The sequence below is a fragment of the Stieleria neptunia genome, from assembly GCF_007754155.1.
Classification (GTDB): domain Bacteria; phylum Planctomycetota; class Planctomycetia; order Pirellulales; family Pirellulaceae; genus Stieleria; species Stieleria neptunia.
The window spans coordinates 10,819,723-10,836,281 of record NZ_CP037423.1; the positions used below are offsets into that span (position 1 = coordinate 10,819,723).

Consider the following 16,559-nt stretch of genomic DNA (forward strand, 5'->3'; position numbering starts at 1 on the left):
TGGCGACACAAACAATATCAGCGCCCGCGGTTGAAACGAAGGGCGGCGCCGGCATCCCCGCACCCGGCAGTCACCCGATCCTACGCCGCTCGGCCGGTGCGTTTGAGGTGCTTTCGCATCCGTCGCCGTTCCGCTTTGCTCATCGATTCCCAGTCGATGTCATCGGGATCGATGTCGTCGTCGAGGGGCGGGGCTGGATTGCCGCGCTGCGGTGCTGTGGCCTGCGCGCCGCGCGGTTGGCGAGCGGCGGAGCTGAGCGGGCCCGAGCCGCGTGATGGGGAAGAGGCACCGCGAGCCGGCGTTTGACCGGACGGTTGCGACTTGGAGCGATCGCTTGTCGCGTCGGTCTCCGAATCGTCCGTCTCCTCGGCGTTGACCTGCTTGCGTCGTCGCAGCCCGCCGAACCAGCCCCTCTTCTCCTTCGGCTCGGCCTCCGCTTGATCGTCACGCTCAGACACCGGCTCGGCCGAGTCCTCGTCCTGGTCCGGGGAGTCAGAAACCGGTTGGGGTTTCAGCCGCAGTGAGAACCAGCGTTTCTTTTTCGCCGGGCGTTCGGCGTCCGGTGGGTCGTCGGATTTCGGCTCGGGTTCAGCTGCCGATTCGGATGCCTCCGCTTCGTCGGCTGGCTCGGTCGGGCGTGCCGCGCGAAGGCCGAACCAACGGCGTTTGGGTTTGGTTTGATCGGCCGCATCGTCAACGGTGCCATTGTCCTCGGCGGTCTTGCCAGCGGTCGCGTCGGTCTCGGACGAGCCGCCGGGCTTCGCGTCGTTTGAATCAGAATCGGAATCGCTTTTTCCGCCGCGGCGTCTCAGGCGGGCCAGCCAACCCGGCTTGTCCGGCCGCGATGAACGGTTTTCATCGACATCCGTTTCCTGAGCGTCGTCTTTGGAAACCGCGTCGGATTTGGCCGCCGGGGCGACCGCGCGGGGACGCCGGGTTGGGACGCCGGCAACTGCGGGTCGCGGCGTGTCTTGCGGCTCAAAAAACTCTGACCGGAAATCTTCGTCATCACGGTTGCGGCGTTCGGCGACCCATTGGGCGAGACGTTCGCGGATCGACGGAGCCGCGGGGATGTTGCGGATCTGGCGGTACATGGAACGCAGGTAAAGCGTCGCGGCCACCAAAAAACAGGACCACGTCAGCATCGGTGCGGCGATCACCAGCGTCGCCTTGGCGGGGCCATCGACCACGACGATCTGCCAATGGGCGAGTTCTGAAAAACCGATCAGGACGGCCGAGACGATCAGGGCGACGAGGGCCGGGCGACAACGATGGACCTCGGCGATCAATCGCATGGTCAGGATGATGCCGCCGACGTCCAGCACGATCCGCAACCAATTCGCCCCGGAAAGCACCGCACGGTCGCCGACCAGAAGATCCAGCGACGCGCCCAGCCAGCCGACCAGATCGACGGTCGCATGGACACTGGCCAACAACAACACCACCAACGTCAATTGCCACAACTGATAGTGGCCGCGATAGTCGTCGCGTCGGTGTCGGCGAAGCACGTAGATCAAACGGGTGGCACCGGCCGAAAGCAACAGCAGCATCGTCGTCCACCAGGCGCCGAGACTGTCTGGCCGATGGATCAGCAACGGGCGGGCGAGATCGGCGCGAGCGGCAAGACTGGGCCAGGTGAAGGCCGCGTGATGGAACATCGTCAGCACGATCGAAATCGCCACCACGACCGCCGCGGACATCCCCATCGCCAGTCGGGAAACCGGGACCAACGAAAACCATCGTCCGCGAAGATGCTGATGCACGCGCGACCCGAATGCCTGGGCCGGCTGCCGTGCGGCGCGCAGTTCCGCCGCCGCGCGACGCGTCGCCGGCGTGGAGGGGGTGTGGGGGGACACGTGCGAATGGTACAGCACGCGCCGCCGACGGTCAGTGGTGCGGCGAAGTTGGGACATGAACGGGGGGCGGTCGAGTCGATCGGAAGCGGCGGCTCAAGTGATGCCAGTGACGCTAGCAATGGCACCGGCCGCCTGCAGCGGGAACGGGGAATTCGTCGCCCTCAAGTTCCTACGAAAAACCGCGGGACCGGGTCAATCGGGTTCACGGCGAACCCCGACGGGGGCACCAAGTGTCTCGCTGCCAGGCGGATCGGCCGGTTGAAGGCTGAAAGCCGCCGGCGGAGATGAAGGTTTCGCAAAAGTCGGCGTTCCTGAGGGCCTTTGAGGCTCAATTGGGGGCCCATTCGGACTGTCGGGTTGACTAGAATGTGAATGCTGATGTGGTTCATCAGAAGACAGTGCGGATTGCAACACGCAACATCATCCCGATCGTGTCACCCCGGCTGGCCGCTAGGCCATGCAACAAGTGCAAGGATTTCGCAGAGATGAGTCAGAGTTTGCTGGACAGTCACGTTTTGATTTTGAACCGATTTTACATGGCCATTCGCGTGGTCGATGTACGTCGAACGTTGACGCTGTTGTATCGCCAATGTGCCGAGGTGATCAGCCACGAGGCGGGCCAGTTCATCAGCTATGACTTTGACAGCTGGTGCGAGATGAGTCAGCTCAACGCGATCGAAAAGCAACCCGGCGATGACTTCATTCAAGCGGTCGGGTTTGAGATGCAAGTTCCACGCATCGCCCGTTTGACGCGTTTCGACCGGATGCCGATGCAGACGGTTCGTTTTAATCGCAAGAACCTGTTTGCCCGCGACGAACACACCTGCCAGTACTGCGGCAAGGACTATCCGACGCACAAGTTGAGCTTGGATCACGTCGTGCCGCGGAGCCAGGGAGGGCCGACGACCTGGGAAAACATCGTCGCGTGTTGTTTGCGCTGCAACAGCCGCAAGGGCGGCCGCACGCCCAAGCAAGCGGGCATGAAGCTGCGAACCAAGCCGGCCAAGCCACGGTTCAACCCGCTGGTCACGCATTCGGTCAATGACCCGCGTTACGACTGCTGGAAGACGTTTCTGCCGGCCGCCGGTTGAAATCGCTGCCGCATCAAAAAAAGCCTCGTCGGTGAACCACCGACGAGGCTTTTTGTTTGGCGGGTGACCAAACACGGATCGTTCCAAACACGGATCGTTCCAAACACGGATCGTTCCAATCGCGATCAATCGTCTGCCAGAGGTTCTTTCTTTTCGGTGATCACCTCGCACTCTTCAGACTTTTGAGCGTTCAATTCGATGTAGCTCTTCCACTCCTCGGGCAGATTGTCTTCGTGGAAGATCGCCTCGACCGGACACTCGGGCACGCAGGCTTCGCAATCGATGCACTCTTCGGGGTGGATGTACACCATTTGCTCGCCCTCGTAGAAGCATTCGACGGGGCAAACGACGACACAATCGGTGTATTTGCAACCCACGCAGGGTTCGGCGACGATATGAGTCATGTTCAAAAACCTTTCGTAACGGGAACCACTCAAGAATCAGCTCTTCGACCAATATATCGGCCGGAGAAGCGATTGGCTGCACCCCAACCTGTGCAACGAGGCAGCGATCGGTCATTCTTCAAAGATTCTGACCAAAACCTTTGACCCGCACCCTGGCCTGCCGTGTCCCAACCCACCCCCCAACAGCTCCGTGTCAAACCGGGACGACAGTTTCCTTTTCTCGCCCGGCATCCCTGGGTCCATGCCCATGCGTTGATCAGTGACGGCAACCGGTTCAGCGACGGCGGCAACCTGCAACGCGGTGACATCGTCGAGCTGGTGGACATGGACGGCAATTTCCTGGGCCGCGGCTTGGTCAATCCCCACAGCCGACTACGGGTGCGTTTGTACACATACGAAAGCACCACGCCGATCGACGATGCACTTTGGACCGGGCGGATCGACGCGGCGATCGCTCGGCGGCGACTTTCCCGGGCGGCGGAACCGGACGAAGCCGAGCGATTGATTTTCAGCGAATCCGATCTGATCAGCGGCCTGATCGTCGACCGATACGCCGATTGTCTCGGTGTCCAGTTCACCGCCGGGGCGTTGATGAACTGGCGCCAGACGATTCTCGATCACCTGCAGCAGGTGACCGGGTGCCGTCAGATCGTGGTCCGCGTGGATGAAAAAACCGCCAAGTATGAGGGGCTGGATCCGGAGTCGGGCACCTTGGCGATCCCCGGGGCGGACCTCAACGAGCCGGTCAAGTACCGCCAGAACGGACTCGATTTGACGGTCGACCTGGTCGGCGGCCAAAAAACCGGCGGCTACCTGGATCAGCGGCTTAATCACGAAACCGCGGCGGGCTATTTGCGTGGAAAACGCGTCTTAGATGTGTGCTGTTACACCGGCGGGTTCGGTTTGGTGGCGGCGCGACAGGGTGCGGAAAACGTGTTGGGAATTGACTCGAGTGCGTCGGCGATCGCGGCGGCCACCGAGTCGGCACAACGAAACGGGGTCGCCGATCGGATGTCGTTCTTGCAGGAAGATTGCTTTGACGCACTCAAGCGGCTCGGCGATGAGGGGCAACAATTTGACGCCGTGATTCTGGATCCCCCGCGATTTGCCGGCTCGCGTCATCAGGTCGACCAGGCCTTGCGCGCCTACCGGCGATTGAACAGTTTGGCCGTTGACCTGCTTCCCCCCGGCGGGATTCTGGTCACGTGCAGCTGCAGCGGTCGTGTTTCACGCAGCGAGTTCTTGAACATGCTGGTGGATGTGGGGCGACGCCAGCGTCGGGACCTGATCGTTTTGGAAAATCGAGGGCCGGCCCCGGATCACCCGCTGGCCGTCGGTTGCCCGGAAAGTGATTATTTAAAATGCGTGATCGCCCAGGTGGTCTAGAATTCTGGCAGACGCACGTCAATCAACCAGATATATTGATGCAGCACAACAATCCTCTTTCTCGATCCTTTTCATCTCGGGGTCTGCCCATGTCGGGTGTGACGTTGAAAGTTCTTCACGGCGCTGATCGCGGCAAAGTCTTCGGCGATCTCACTCCACCGTTCACGGTGGGGCGAGAAGAAGTCAATGACATCCAACTCAACGACGAGCGTGTCAGCCGTTGCCACTTCAAGATCCAGCGTGACAACGACCGTTTGGTGCTGACCGATTTGGACAGCACCAACGGGACCAAGGTCAACGGGGTGGAATATCCGCTGAAAATCCTTCGCAGCGGTGACCTGATCTCCGTCGGCCGTAGCCTGATGTTGGTCGGTTCCGAAGAAGAGATTGCGGCGCGGTTGGCGGCACTGGGCAGCGAAAACCCGACCATGTCACGCGAGATGTCTTCGTCGGAGAGTTCCGTCGCACTCGAATTGAGTCAGGAGAAATCGCCCTTCCAAATGGACATCGCGTCGGTCCGAGAAATCCCCTCGATTCCGGACAACTTGAGCCCGGGGCAAAAAGCACAACTGTGCGAGATCTTGGATTTCTTGCAACACCGTCTGTGCAAACTGGTGGAGACGGCCAAGATCGACGAGTCCAGTCAATCGGTGACCCTGAAGTTGAGTTCCTGGCAACGACTGTTGGGTGTCCAGGCACGCCTGGGCGAAATGCACCGCAAGATCGCCGACCCCGATTGGAACGGCGAGTGACGGTGTTAGCGGAACGGCGCGAGCGGGCTGTCGTTTTTGTGAGCCGCGACGCGTAAGCGGCCGGGCACTGCGACGCTGCCCCAGGCCTTACGGCCAGCGGCTCACCATTGACTCAGCAGATCCCGACTCAATCGACAGCCCGCAAGCCGTCCGGTCGCGCTTCAAAAACACCGTGAAAGACCGGAGGGCTCGCGCCCGACCGCTAACAAGAAACACCCCGCTTGGCGTCAAAGTGGATGGCACCGGGGTTGCCTCGTTCAGGCCCGTGGATGGTACTGTTGGTGCACCCGTTTCAGCCTGGAGTGCTCGACGTGGGTGTAGATTTGCGTCGTCTGGATGCTGGCGTGGCCGAGCATCTCTTGCACTTGTCGAAGGTCCGCCCCGCCGGCCAGTAAGTGCGTCGCAAAACTGTGACGCAACGAGTGGGGGCTGATCCCCGAATCGATGCCGACCCGTTTGGCGTAGTGCTTGACCAGACGCCAAAGTTGAATGCGATCGAGTGCCCGTCCGCTGCGGGAAAGAAATAGTTCGTCCGGCGGGTGCGGTGGTTTCGCGGCCAGTTCCCCACGCAGCTGTTCACAATAACGTTCGATCGCCGCGATCGCCCGATTGCCGATCGGGACCATGCGTTGCTTGCCGCCTTTGCCGGTGCACTTGAGATGTTTTTGGTCCAAGGAAAGGTCGCGGACCCGCAGCGAACAAACTTCACTGGCACGGCATCCGGTCGCGTACAAGACTTCCAACATCGCGACGTCGCGCAGCCAAAACGCGTCGGATCGGCGTGGGGCGCGCAGAAACTGGTCGACTTGCCGCTGCGACAGCACGCCCGGCATCCGCTGCCACATTTTTTGGGCCGCCAGCAGCTCCGCCGGATTTTCGCTGACCGTCCCTTCCAACTGTAAATATTTGAAGAAGGTGCGAATGGCGACGACCGCGCGGGACACCGAAGCCGGCGCGAGGCCCGCTTCGGACAGGGTGCCCATGAACTGGGTCAGGTCGCCGACGCGAATCGAATCCAGGCGTCGTTTTCCCACCCAGCCGATGAAACGGTTGAGATCCCGCCCGTAAGCTTCAATCGTGTTGTCAGCCAGGTGGCACTCGCCACGCAGATAGTTCAAAAATTCCTCTCGGATGGTGTCGGCCGAGTGCGAAGGTTTCTCGGGCGGCCCCGACTCCTGCATCAATTGCAACTTGGTTCGTCGTTTGGCCACCGATTGATTTCATCCGGTTTCGGGAGAAGATTGATGTATGGTTTCCGTAATCTCTTGGTCGGCACACCACGTCGCCACATCCGTTGCCCTAAATGCTTGAAGTGGATTTCATGAATGTTTTGGTTGTCGGTGGTGCCGGTTACATCGGTTCGCACGCCGTTCGTTTGCTCACCGAAGCTGGCCACCAGGTCACCGTCTACGACAATCTCTCGCGGGGCCACCGCCAGGCGGTTCCGGACGGCATGCTGGTCGAAGGCGAATTGGCCGACCGGGCGAAATTGACCGGCGTGTTGAAAGACAAACAGATCGACGCGGTGATGCACTTCGCCGCCTTTGCGTTGGTCAATGAGTCGGTCAATGATCCCGCACTCTACTACCGCAACAACGTCGTCGCGGCGATCGAATTGCTCGACGCGATGCGCGAAGCCGACGTCAAAAAAATCGTCTTCAGCAGCACGACGGCGACCTACGGCGAGCCCGACACGATTCCCATCGCGGAAACGACGCTTCAGCAGCCCATCAACCCCTACGGGTTTACCAAGCTGGTGTTTGAACAGGCGCTCGCCGATTACGCCGCGGCGTACGGGTTCGGCTATGCGGCACTCCGCTACTTCAACGCCGCCGGCGCGCGACCGGACGGATCGATCGGCGAAGACCACACCCCGGAATCGCATCTGATCCCGATCGTCTTGCAAGTGGCGCTCGGCCAACGCGAGGCGATCACCGTGTTCGGCGACGACTACCCGACACCCGACGGCACCTGCGTCCGCGACTACATTCATGTCGACGACCTCGGCGCCGCTCACCTGACCGCGTTGGAAAAACTGCAGCCCGGCAAAGGCATCTGTGTCAACCTGGGGACCGGGCGGGGCACCAGCGTCCGCGAGATCATCCAAGCCTGCCGCGAGGTCACCGGCCATCCGATCCCCGAAGTGATGGGAGCGCGGCGGGCAGGCGATCCGCCGGAGCTGGTTGCCGATGCGAGGTTGGCGGCCGAGTTGCTGGGTTGGAAAACCCAGTACAACGACGTCAAACGGATCGTTGAAACCGCCTGGAAGTGGCATCAGAGCCACCCGAACGGCTATTCCGACGCTTTGCACTAGAATTTTGGGCTCTCGCGGCCACGAATTCCGTTTGCCTGGGTAGATGCGCAAGCCGCGTCGAGCTGAGATCCGCAACCGTCGCAAGAACGCGACGCCCCGCCGACAATTTCTATGAAGATGAAACGAATCATCCCCATCGCCATGCGTTGCGTCCTGCTGCTTGCCGCGTTCCTGGTCGATCTGGTTGCCGGCGGCGTGATCGGTGGCGGAACGGCCCAGGCGGTGGAATTGGATCGACGCCAAAAAGCCATCGTCTCGACCATCGGTGCGACGATCAATCGGGCCGGCAAAGCTTACTTCGAAGGCAAGTACGACGCGTCGGGCAACGAGATTCGCAAGGCGCTCGAGCAGGTCGATCGTGCGGTCGATCTGGGAAGCCCCGAGCTCTACGACGCGATCGTCGTCCACATCGACAAGATTTCGCGGGCCCACGCGATGCTGGAATTGGAAGGGATCTCACTGCCGCCGTTCCGACGTCCGCCGCGTCCGACCGGGACGGCATCGACCCCGATGGCATCGTCCGATTCATCCGACCCCAACACGCCCGGCACCCCGCCCTCCGGCACGCTGGTCAGCTTCACCAACGACGTGGCGCCGATCTTGAGCAGCAAATGTGGCCGTTGCCACATCAGCGAACGCCGCGGCGGATTTAGCACGTCCAGCTACACCGCGTTGATGCAGGGACCACCCGAAGGCGTCGTCGTGTTTGCCGGTGACGTCATCGGCAGCCGGCTGATCGAAACGATCGAAACCGGCGACATGCCGCGCGGCGGTGCCAAGGTCAGCGCGGCTGAACTGGGAACGCTGAAAACATGGATCGCCCAAGGCGCGAAATTTGATGGCAACGATCCCAATCAAATGCTCGCCGCCGGCAGCACGCCCGCCCCGGCGATGGAAACCAAACCGCCGGTGATCACCCAAGCGACGGGCAACGAAACGGTGAGCTTTGCATTGGAGATCGCGCCGCTGCTGGTCGACAATTGCGGCGGTTGTCACATCGAAGCCATGCAGGTCCGCGGCGGATTGAGAATGGATACGTTTGTGCAAATGATGCGCGGCGGTGACAGCGGGGCGATCATCACGCCGGGCCGCGGCGAAGCGAGCTTGTTGGTCAAGAAACTGCGCGGGACCGCGACCGATGGCGAGCGGATGCCGGCCGGCGGGCGGCCACCGCTGAGCGACGATTCGATCGCGTTGATTTCCAAATGGATCGATGAAGGCGCGACGCTCGATGCCAACCAATCGCAGCCGATCAAGGTGATCAGCAAGCTCGCCTGGGCCTCGCGCGCCTCAAGTGCCGAGATCTCAGCCAAACGAGCCGAACTGGCCGACCGGAACTTCAAACTGGCCAATTCGACCGCATCGCTGACCGAACACCAAACCGATCATTTCCGCGTCGTCGGCTCCGGTTCGCAGCAGACCCTGGAAGTGGTCGGCCGGGCGGCAGAAAAACACCTCAAAATCGCCAAGTCGGTCGCCCGACCGGCGTCATCGACAGCCGCCGAAGATTACTTCCACGGCCGCGCAACGATCTTCGTGCTGCCACGCCGCTATGACTACAGCGAGTTTGCCAAGATGGTCGAACAACGCAGCGTGCCAAACGATTGGTCGGCCCACTGGCAGTACGACGGGATCGATGCCTACGCCGCCACCGTGGCTTCGGAAACCGAGGACGAAGAAGCCATCGAGTCTCGACTTCTGGCGCCGATCGTCAGCCTGGCGGTGGCCTCCCGCGGCAGTGATGTCCCGCGCTGGTTCGCCGAAGGCATCGGCTCGGCCACCGCGATGCAGCAGAACGCCAAGAGTCGCAGCGAGAAAGAAAAACTGCGGGTGTTGGCCGGCGAGGCGGTGTCGGCGGTCAAAAACGCCAAAGCATTCTTAGACAACAAGCTCACGCCCGAGCAAGCCGACTCCTTCGGGACCGCACTGGCGATGTCGATGTTGGACCGCAGCCGCCGCAAGATGTTGGACGCCACGTTCCGATTGCTCGATGACGACCAATCGTTCAACGATGCCTTCGTCGGCGGCTTCGGCGTCACGCCGACCATCTACATCGACCAGCTCCTCCAGTTCGCACGCTAGTGGGGTAAGCTTCCAGCTTGCCATCGCCTACCGTGGGGTAAGCTTCCAGCTTGCCATCGGCTAAGCTTGTAAGCTTCCAGCCTCCCCCACGATCAATCGCGCCATGAACCCGAGCCCCGAACAAGTCACCGCGAGCCAGTCCGCCGTCCGCGCCGCCGGCGACCGCACCATCGAGCAGTACCAGAACTGGATGCAGACCAACGCGGCGGCTCATTTGATGCGTTCCGCGCGACAGTCGGGGCTGACCGCTCGGTTGCGTGAAAAGCAACACACGCTGGAGGAGCTTTGCGAATCGCTGTCGCTGCAGCGCGAGACCACCGCGCTGTTGCTCGACGCCCTGGTGGCCATCGGGCTGGTCGAGCAGTACGGGGAGGATTTTGCGCTGGCCCGAGCCGGGCATCTGCTCTGCCAGTACGACGACGATTTGGGCGACCGCCGCTGGGAGTCTCTGGTCGGTCGACTCAAGGCCCCGGAGAGCGCGGCGTCTGTCGACGGCGCGGACTATCGCGCGCAAATCGCGGCGACCCAGTGGATTCACACCGCCGCGGCGATGCAGGCGGCGGAGATCCTGGACATCGGCGGCCAAGATGCCTGCCCCGGCCCCAAGATCTTGGACTTGGGTTGCGGGTCGGCCGTGTGGAGCTGTGCGATGGCGCACCGCGACGCGGACGCGGTCATCGTGGCCGTTGATGAACCGGCGGCGCTGCAGTCGGCCCGCAGCACCGCCGAATCGATCGGGCTGGGCGATCGTTTTAAAACCATTGAAAGTGATCCGCTGGCGGCCACCGTGGGCCGGCAACAGTTTGAACTCGTCGTGTTGGCCCAGATGCTATCCGGTTATTCGGATGATCAAGCCGCAAGCCTGTTGGAAAAAGCGGCGGCAGCCCTGAAGCCGGGCGGCCGGATTGCGGTGCCGGACTTTTACATCGGCCCCGGGCGGGCCGGGTTGAAAGAATCGCTGGGGCGATTGTCGATTCATCTGGCGACCCCGCAGGGCCGGGTCCGCGATTTGCGCGAGTGCCAGGGCATGTTCCAGGCCGCCGGGCTGGGCGGGATTCAGTTCACGTATCTGGCCGCCAGCGAAGCCGGGCTGGGGATGATGGTGGCCGAGTCGATGGCCAAGTAGATGGCACTGAGCACTAGCCTAAGGGACAATCCCCCAGTGCCCGATTTGAATGAACCCACCGATGGCAAAGCGTACCCACGGATGAAAAACAGCCTGAAAACGGGCTCGCGGCCACTAGTTTGCCCTCGAGTCGCGGTTTTTTTTAATCATGGATTGACGAAACCGGCTCAAAATTTCTACGATGCCGGGCCAATTTTGATTCGAAATCAACACCATACTTACCCCCCCAAACAGCCATGGCTGTCCCCAAGCGAAAACACAGCAACAGTCGAACCGGCAAACGCCGCAGCCACGATCGCGTCAAGAAACGCCAAATCGCCTATTGCCCGCAGTGCAGCAGTTCGGTGCCGACGCACACGATTTGCCCCAAATGCGGCTATTACCAAGGGCGTACCGTGGTCGAGCCGGTTGACGAGTAATCGTCAGGCGTGATCGGACGATTCTTTTCGACGCATTCCGCCGTGCCGTGTTGCCGGGTGTCGTTTGTGACCCCGGCATGAGGTTGCTCGGCGGTTTTCTTTTTTAGCGGCTGTTATCAATGGACGTAAATTCCGCCGGGATTCTGTTTCCGGGTCAGGGGGCACAGGGCGTCGGCATGGGTCGATGGCTGTGCGAAACCTACACGATCGCCAACGAGACGTTCGCCGAGGCGGGTGAAGTGCTCGGCTACGATCTCGCCGATCTGTGCCAAAACGGCCCCCTTGAAAAACTCGATGCGACCGAATTTTGCCAGCCCGCCCTGTTCACCGTCGGCGTCGCCGCGGCCCGGGTGTTGGCGGCGGAGCATCCCGAGCGGGTCCAGCGGATCAGCGCCTGCGCGGGGCTGAGCCTGGGCGAATACACCGCGGTTTGCTTTGCCGGTGGGCTGGAGTTTGCCGACGGGCTGAAATTGGTCCAACGCCGCGGCCAGGCGATGCAGTCGGCTTCCGACGCCGTCCGAAGCGGGATGGCCAGCGTCATCGGGATGGAACTGGAAAAACTGCAAGCGCTGTGCGACGAGGTGCGTCAAGACGATGAGGTCCTGCGGCCGGCGAATTTGCTGTGCCCGGGCAACATCGCCGTCTCCGGTCACCTGACGGCCATCGAGCGGTTGCAACCCGCTGCGGTCGAGGCCGGGGCGATGAAGGTCGTGCCGCTCTCGGTTGCCGGCGCGTTTCACACCTCGCTGATGGCGCCGGCCGTCGAGTCGCTGCAACAAGCCTTGGCAGAGATCCCGCTCTGCGACACCCGCATCCCCGTGTACAGCAACGTCGACGCGGCGCCGCATCAATCGGCCGATGAGATCCGCGATCTGCTCAGCCGCCAAGTCACCCAGCCGGTGATGTGGGAGGCGAGCATTCGTCGCATGATTGCCGATGGCGTGGAAGGTTTTCTCGAAGCCGGCACCGGTCGCGTGCTGCGAGGAACGCTGAAGCGGATCCAGCGAAAAATCCCCACCGATGGCTTTGGCGACCAGTAGAACCGTCTAGAGCATTGCCAGGAAAGAGTCATCGTCTGACCGATTGCCCCGGCTTCCCGACCCCAAGATTTTCCCCGAGCGAGAAACATGGAACTGACACTCAAAGCCGATCTATCCGGCCAAGTCGCGATTGTCACCGGCGCGTCACAAGGATTGGGTAAAGCCGTCGCGGTGGCGCTGGCGATGAACGGCGCCACGGTCGCCTGCATGGCCCGCAACGCGGAGAAACTGGCGGCGACCGTCGCGGACATCGAAGCCGTCGGCGGCACAGGCATCGCGCTGGCCTGTGACGTGACCGACCGGGCGGCGACCGCCGCGGCGATCGAAGGAGTGGCCAAGGAGCACGGCCGGCTGGACATTCTGGTCAACAACGCCGGGATCACACGCGACAAGACGATGCGTGGGATGAGCGACGAGGAATGGGACAGCGTGATCGCCACCAATCTGACCAGCTGTTTCGTCTGCTGTCGGGCCGCCGCCGGGATCATGCGAAAGAAAAAATATGGCCGAATCATCAACATGGCCAGCATTTCGGGGCTGATGGGCAACCAAGGCCAAGCCAACTATTCGGCCAGCAAGGCTGGGATGATCGGCATGACCCGAACGATGAGCAAAGAATTGGTCAATCGCGGTGTGACGGTCAACGCGGTCGCCCCGGGCTTCATCGCCAGCGACATGACCGACGCGATTCCGGCGGGAATTTTGGACGAGGTGATCAAAACGATCCCCGCCAAACGCATCGGAAACCCCGAAGATGTCGCCGCAGCCGTGCTTTTCCTCGCCTCCCGTGACGCCGGGTACATTTCCGGCCAAACGATCGTCGTCGACGGGGGAATCACCGGATAGCTAGCCTGCCGGCCCCGTAGCGGCCCCCGCAGCGACTTTCGGCAACCTTAAGCCGAGTGAAAACCTTCGCGAGATGGTCAGTCGGGAATCCCGGCATATTGACGCCTTTTGCTTGTTTCCCCTATCTTTTCGGCGAATCAACGAAGCGTCTCCGGGCTCCCACCCCTGCCGTCTCGTTCCTCCCTACAGATGAGGGGCGTTTCGTTCCCTCGATAACTTCCCTTGCAGATCAAACCATTGGAGATTGCTTATGGCTACCGTCGAAGAGCGCGTGGTCGATATCGTTGCTGAACAACTTGGTGTCGAAAAAGACAAGATCAGCCGCGAAACGTCCTTCGTCAACGACCTGGGTGCCGATTCGTTGGATACCGTCGAACTGGTGATGGAGCTCGAAGAGGAATTCAACATTAGCATTCCTGACGAAGCTGCCGAAAAGATCCAAAAGGTCGGCGAGGCGGTGGACTTCATCGAGAATGCCAAAGGCGAAGACGCCTGATTCGTCCCTCGCTCGAACCACCTTATTCAATCGCATTGCCGCCTCATGGTCTTGTGGTGATCCGGCTTTCAAAGCCGCTTGCCGATCATTGTGGGCGGCATTTTTTTCATCCGGACCTCTCGAACCTCTGATTCGTCATGTTCGCAGCTTCGATCACTTGAACGCATCGCCAAGGCATCACGATGACCCAGGGTTCATCAGACACCGTGTCACAACCACCGATTTTCCGAGGTGATCGCCGTGTGGTTATCACTGGCATCGGCGCCGTCACTCCGCTGGCTCTGGAAGTCCCCAGGATGTGGGATCGACTGATCGCCGGTGAAAGCGGTGTCGGCAACATCGAATTGCTCGACACGTCCGAGTACAAAGTTCATTTCGCCGGTGAAGTCTGGAATTTCACGCTCGAGGGTGTGACCGATCCGCGCGAAGCAAAACGACTCGATCGCTTCACCCAGTTCGCCGTCCACGCCGGTCATCAGGCGATCCGGGATTCCGGCATCGATTTCGAATCGGTCGACCGCACCCGCTGCGGTGTCATCCTGGGCAGCGGCATCGGCGGGCTGATCGAAATCGAAAACCAGATCGAACGCATGTTGACCAAGGGGCCCTCGCGGGTCAGTCCCTTCACCGTCCCCAAGATGATGGTCAATGCCGCCGGCGGAAATATCTCCATCACCTACGGGCTCAAAGGCCCCAACTATGCCGTCGCCACCGCCTGTGCCAGTGCGACCAACGCGATGGGCGATGCGCTCCGTAGCATCCGGCTCAACGAAACCGATCTGGTCATCACCGGTGGCAGCGAAGCGGCGCTGACCCGGATGGGCCTGGCCGCATTTCAAAACATGAAGGCCCTCTCGACGCGAAACGAGGAACCGACCAAGGCCAGTCGCCCCTTCGATGCCGATCGCGACGGGTTCGTGCTCGGCGAAGGCGCCGGGGTGTTGGTCTTTGAGGAACTCGAACACGCCAAGAAGCGGGGGGCAAAGATCTACGGCGAAGTCCTCGGATACGGAACCACCAGCGACGCCGGCCACATCACCGCCCCCGACGCCGACGGGATCGGTGCCGCCGCCGCGATGACCGCCGCGCTCGCCGACGCCCGGATCGATCCGGCAAACGTGGACTACATCAACGCCCACGGCACCAGTACCCCGCTGGGCGACAAAGCCGAAACCACCGCCATCAAACGCGTCTTCGGCGAGGCCGCCTATCAGACCAGCGTCAGCAGCACCAAGTCCGCACTGGGGCACTCGCTCGGTGCCAGCGGTGGGGTCGAGGCCGTGATTCTTTGCAAAACCATCGAATCGGAAGTCATCCCGCCGACCATCAATCTGGAAACGCCCGATCCGGACTGTGACCTCGACTACACGCCCAACGAGGCCAAGTCGCGCGCCGTCAAAGTGGCGATGAGCAACAGCTTCGGATTCGGTGGGCACAACGCCTGCATCGTTGTTGGTCGGTTCGACGGCTAGGTGGCCGTCCAGCTTAGGACGACCTGTTTTTCGAGTACGACGCCCTTCCGGGCCGTCGTCCGGAGGGCTCGCACCGACGACCTAGAAAGGACGTCGTACCCTCGAGGGACCGTCCAGCTTAGGACGACCGGCTTTTTGAGTACGATGGCCCTTCCGGACCGTCGTCCGGAGGGCTCGCACCGACGACCTAGAAAGGACGTCGTACCCTCGAGGGACCGTCCACTATCGCTGCGTCGCAGCGACCAGGAATCGCCGAAAGGCGAAACACCAACGCCTCCCTAAAACACCGCGTCGGCTGGTACGCTATTGCCATGCCACCTCTCAAACCGCCAAGCGCGAAGAATCCGCCCGAGCGGGGAAACATCCTCGATCGTGAGGAGTACATCGAACAGGCCCACCTGTTCGAATTGCTGCACGAACAGGCCGGGGGCAAGTTTCCGATCCAGGACTTGCTCGAACAGCTGCGCCACGAAGTCTTGGCGACCACACGGTTGCCGATGGCGATGGAGTACCTGCTGACCGAAGTCAAACACTCCGGCTTGCTCGGGCCGGCGATGCGACAACTGGCCCATTACTTCACGCCGTTCCAAACCTATTTGGTCGACCAAAGTGAAGCGGACACCGGCCGGTTCATGATGAACACCGCCTTCAAAGTCATGCAGGCCGAAGCGGAATACCGGGTCGAAAAAGCCAACCCGGCCGGAATGTTCTTCTTTCAATTTGAGGTCCTGTGCCGAAATCGACTCTCCTACGATCGCGGATTGACGGCGATGAGCGGCGATCCGATCTATGACGACCGCTGGAGCAAGTGGATCCTCGGCCTCCGCGCCCAAATCGGTCTGATCGACTTTGCCGACCTCGTTTTCCTGGTCAGCGAGGACTACCGCAACAAACTCAACGCGGCCGGCAAACCGTCCGACGGCAAGGGCCCGTTCCTGTTCGGCGAAAAGGAAGGCCGGATCGCACTGGCCAATCGACGCAAAGATCCGCTGTACCTGTTCAGCGCCCTGCAGCGGCACCTCGGCTATCCCGCCGTTCCCAAGCCCGCCCCGGCGGACGAGACCCAGGATTTGATTCCCCAGATGGCTCGGCGAATCGAGCGACTGGAGGCCCGGATCCAGCTGATGGAAGAGGAACGTCGGGCGTCGCTGGATATCACCAAGTTCTACGAGCAAAACAAGCACCGCTTGAAGCTTCCTGAGTGAACATGCGCGCAGGGTGAAGGCGGGTCAACTAGAATGACCCGGGGGTGAATCGGACGGACCTGCGCCGCAC

General features: G+C 61.4%; 15 protein-coding genes. 12 read left to right on the forward strand and 3 right to left on the reverse strand.

The features are described from left to right. Positions 1 to 80 precede the first annotated feature (80 nt). Positions 81 to 1,913, reverse strand: coding sequence for a hypothetical protein (locus tag Enr13x_RS37035; protein WP_145391934.1), 1,833 nt, complete (start codon positions 1,911 to 1,913; stop codon positions 81 to 83). 428 nt (positions 1,914 to 2,341) lie between these two features. Here Enr13x_RS37035 and Enr13x_RS37040 point away from each other — a divergent pair, with 428 nt between their 5' ends. Beyond that, positions 2,342 to 2,947 carry an HNH endonuclease gene (locus Enr13x_RS37040; RefSeq protein WP_145221089.1) on the forward strand — a complete coding sequence of 202 codons (606 nt, stop codon included), beginning with the start codon at positions 2,342 to 2,344 and terminating at the stop codon, positions 2,945 to 2,947. Positions 2,948 to 3,072: 125 nt separating this feature from the next. Here the strand turns inward: Enr13x_RS37040 and Enr13x_RS37045 are convergent, their stop codons facing one another. After that, a complete protein-coding gene (locus Enr13x_RS37045) occupies positions 3,073 to 3,351 on the reverse strand; it encodes a ferredoxin family protein (RefSeq protein WP_095739652.1) in 279 nt (92 codons plus the stop codon). Between the two features lie 162 nt (positions 3,352 to 3,513). Between Enr13x_RS37045 and Enr13x_RS37050 the strand changes: the two genes are divergently transcribed. Both Enr13x_RS37050 and Enr13x_RS37055 read left to right on the forward strand, forming a co-directional pair. After that, the gene (locus Enr13x_RS37050; RefSeq protein WP_145391935.1) at positions 3,514 to 4,737 is read left to right on the forward strand and encodes a class I SAM-dependent rRNA methyltransferase; all 1,224 of its coding nucleotides are present in this window, start codon (positions 3,514 to 3,516) and stop codon (positions 4,735 to 4,737) included. Between the two features lie 98 nt (positions 4,738 to 4,835). Beyond that, complete coding sequence (locus Enr13x_RS37055; RefSeq protein WP_231744481.1) at positions 4,836 to 5,489, forward strand: FHA domain-containing protein; 654 nt, start codon at positions 4,836 to 4,838, stop codon at positions 5,487 to 5,489. A 257-nt stretch (positions 5,490 to 5,746) separates the two neighbouring features. On the opposite strand, the gene xerD is transcribed toward Enr13x_RS37055, so the two are convergent. Then, a complete protein-coding gene (xerD, locus tag Enr13x_RS37060; protein WP_145391937.1) occupies positions 5,747 to 6,700 on the reverse strand; it encodes a site-specific tyrosine recombinase XerD in 954 nt (317 codons plus the stop codon). Between the two features lie 110 nt (positions 6,701 to 6,810). On the opposite strand from xerD, the gene galE reads away from it, so the two are divergent. The 9 genes from galE (at position 6,811) to Enr13x_RS37105 (ending at position 16,489) form a co-directional block, all read left to right on the forward strand. Next, positions 6,811 to 7,803 (forward strand): UDP-glucose 4-epimerase GalE, encoded by a 993-nt coding sequence (gene galE, locus Enr13x_RS37065; RefSeq protein WP_145391938.1) that lies wholly within the window; start codon positions 6,811 to 6,813, stop codon positions 7,801 to 7,803. Positions 7,804 to 7,920: 117 nt separating this feature from the next. Then, positions 7,921 to 9,885 (forward strand): c-type cytochrome domain-containing protein, encoded by a 1,965-nt coding sequence (locus Enr13x_RS37070; RefSeq protein ID WP_197455654.1) that lies wholly within the window; start codon positions 7,921 to 7,923, stop codon positions 9,883 to 9,885. 103 nt (positions 9,886 to 9,988) lie between these two features. Then, a complete protein-coding gene (locus Enr13x_RS37075; RefSeq protein WP_145391940.1) occupies positions 9,989 to 11,011 on the forward strand; it encodes a methyltransferase domain-containing protein in 1,023 nt (340 codons plus the stop codon). 236 nt (positions 11,012 to 11,247) lie between these two features. Beyond that, a complete protein-coding gene (rpmF, locus tag Enr13x_RS37080; RefSeq protein ID WP_095739644.1) occupies positions 11,248 to 11,430 on the forward strand; it encodes a 50S ribosomal protein L32 in 183 nt (60 codons plus the stop codon). A 119-nt stretch (positions 11,431 to 11,549) separates the two neighbouring features. Continuing rightward, positions 11,550 to 12,470 (forward strand): ACP S-malonyltransferase, encoded by a 921-nt coding sequence (gene fabD, locus Enr13x_RS37085; protein ID WP_145391941.1) that lies wholly within the window; start codon positions 11,550 to 11,552, stop codon positions 12,468 to 12,470. A gap of 87 nt (positions 12,471 to 12,557) precedes the next feature. Beyond that, positions 12,558 to 13,316, forward strand: coding sequence for a 3-oxoacyl-[acyl-carrier-protein] reductase (fabG, locus tag Enr13x_RS37090; protein WP_145391942.1), 759 nt, complete (start codon positions 12,558 to 12,560; stop codon positions 13,314 to 13,316). 250 nt (positions 13,317 to 13,566) lie between these two features. Then, positions 13,567 to 13,812 carry an acyl carrier protein gene (locus Enr13x_RS37095; RefSeq protein WP_095739641.1) on the forward strand — a complete coding sequence of 82 codons (246 nt, stop codon included), beginning with the start codon at positions 13,567 to 13,569 and terminating at the stop codon, positions 13,810 to 13,812. Positions 13,813 to 13,994: 182 nt separating this feature from the next. Beyond that, on the forward strand, positions 13,995 to 15,284 hold the full coding sequence (gene fabF, locus Enr13x_RS37100) for a beta-ketoacyl-ACP synthase II (protein ID WP_145391943.1): 1,290 nt from the start codon (positions 13,995 to 13,997) through the stop codon (positions 15,282 to 15,284). 311 nt (positions 15,285 to 15,595) lie between these two features. Beyond that, the gene (locus Enr13x_RS37105) at positions 15,596 to 16,489 is read left to right on the forward strand and encodes a hypothetical protein (protein WP_315856981.1); all 894 of its coding nucleotides are present in this window, start codon (positions 15,596 to 15,598) and stop codon (positions 16,487 to 16,489) included. Positions 16,490 to 16,559: the final 70 nt, after the last annotated feature.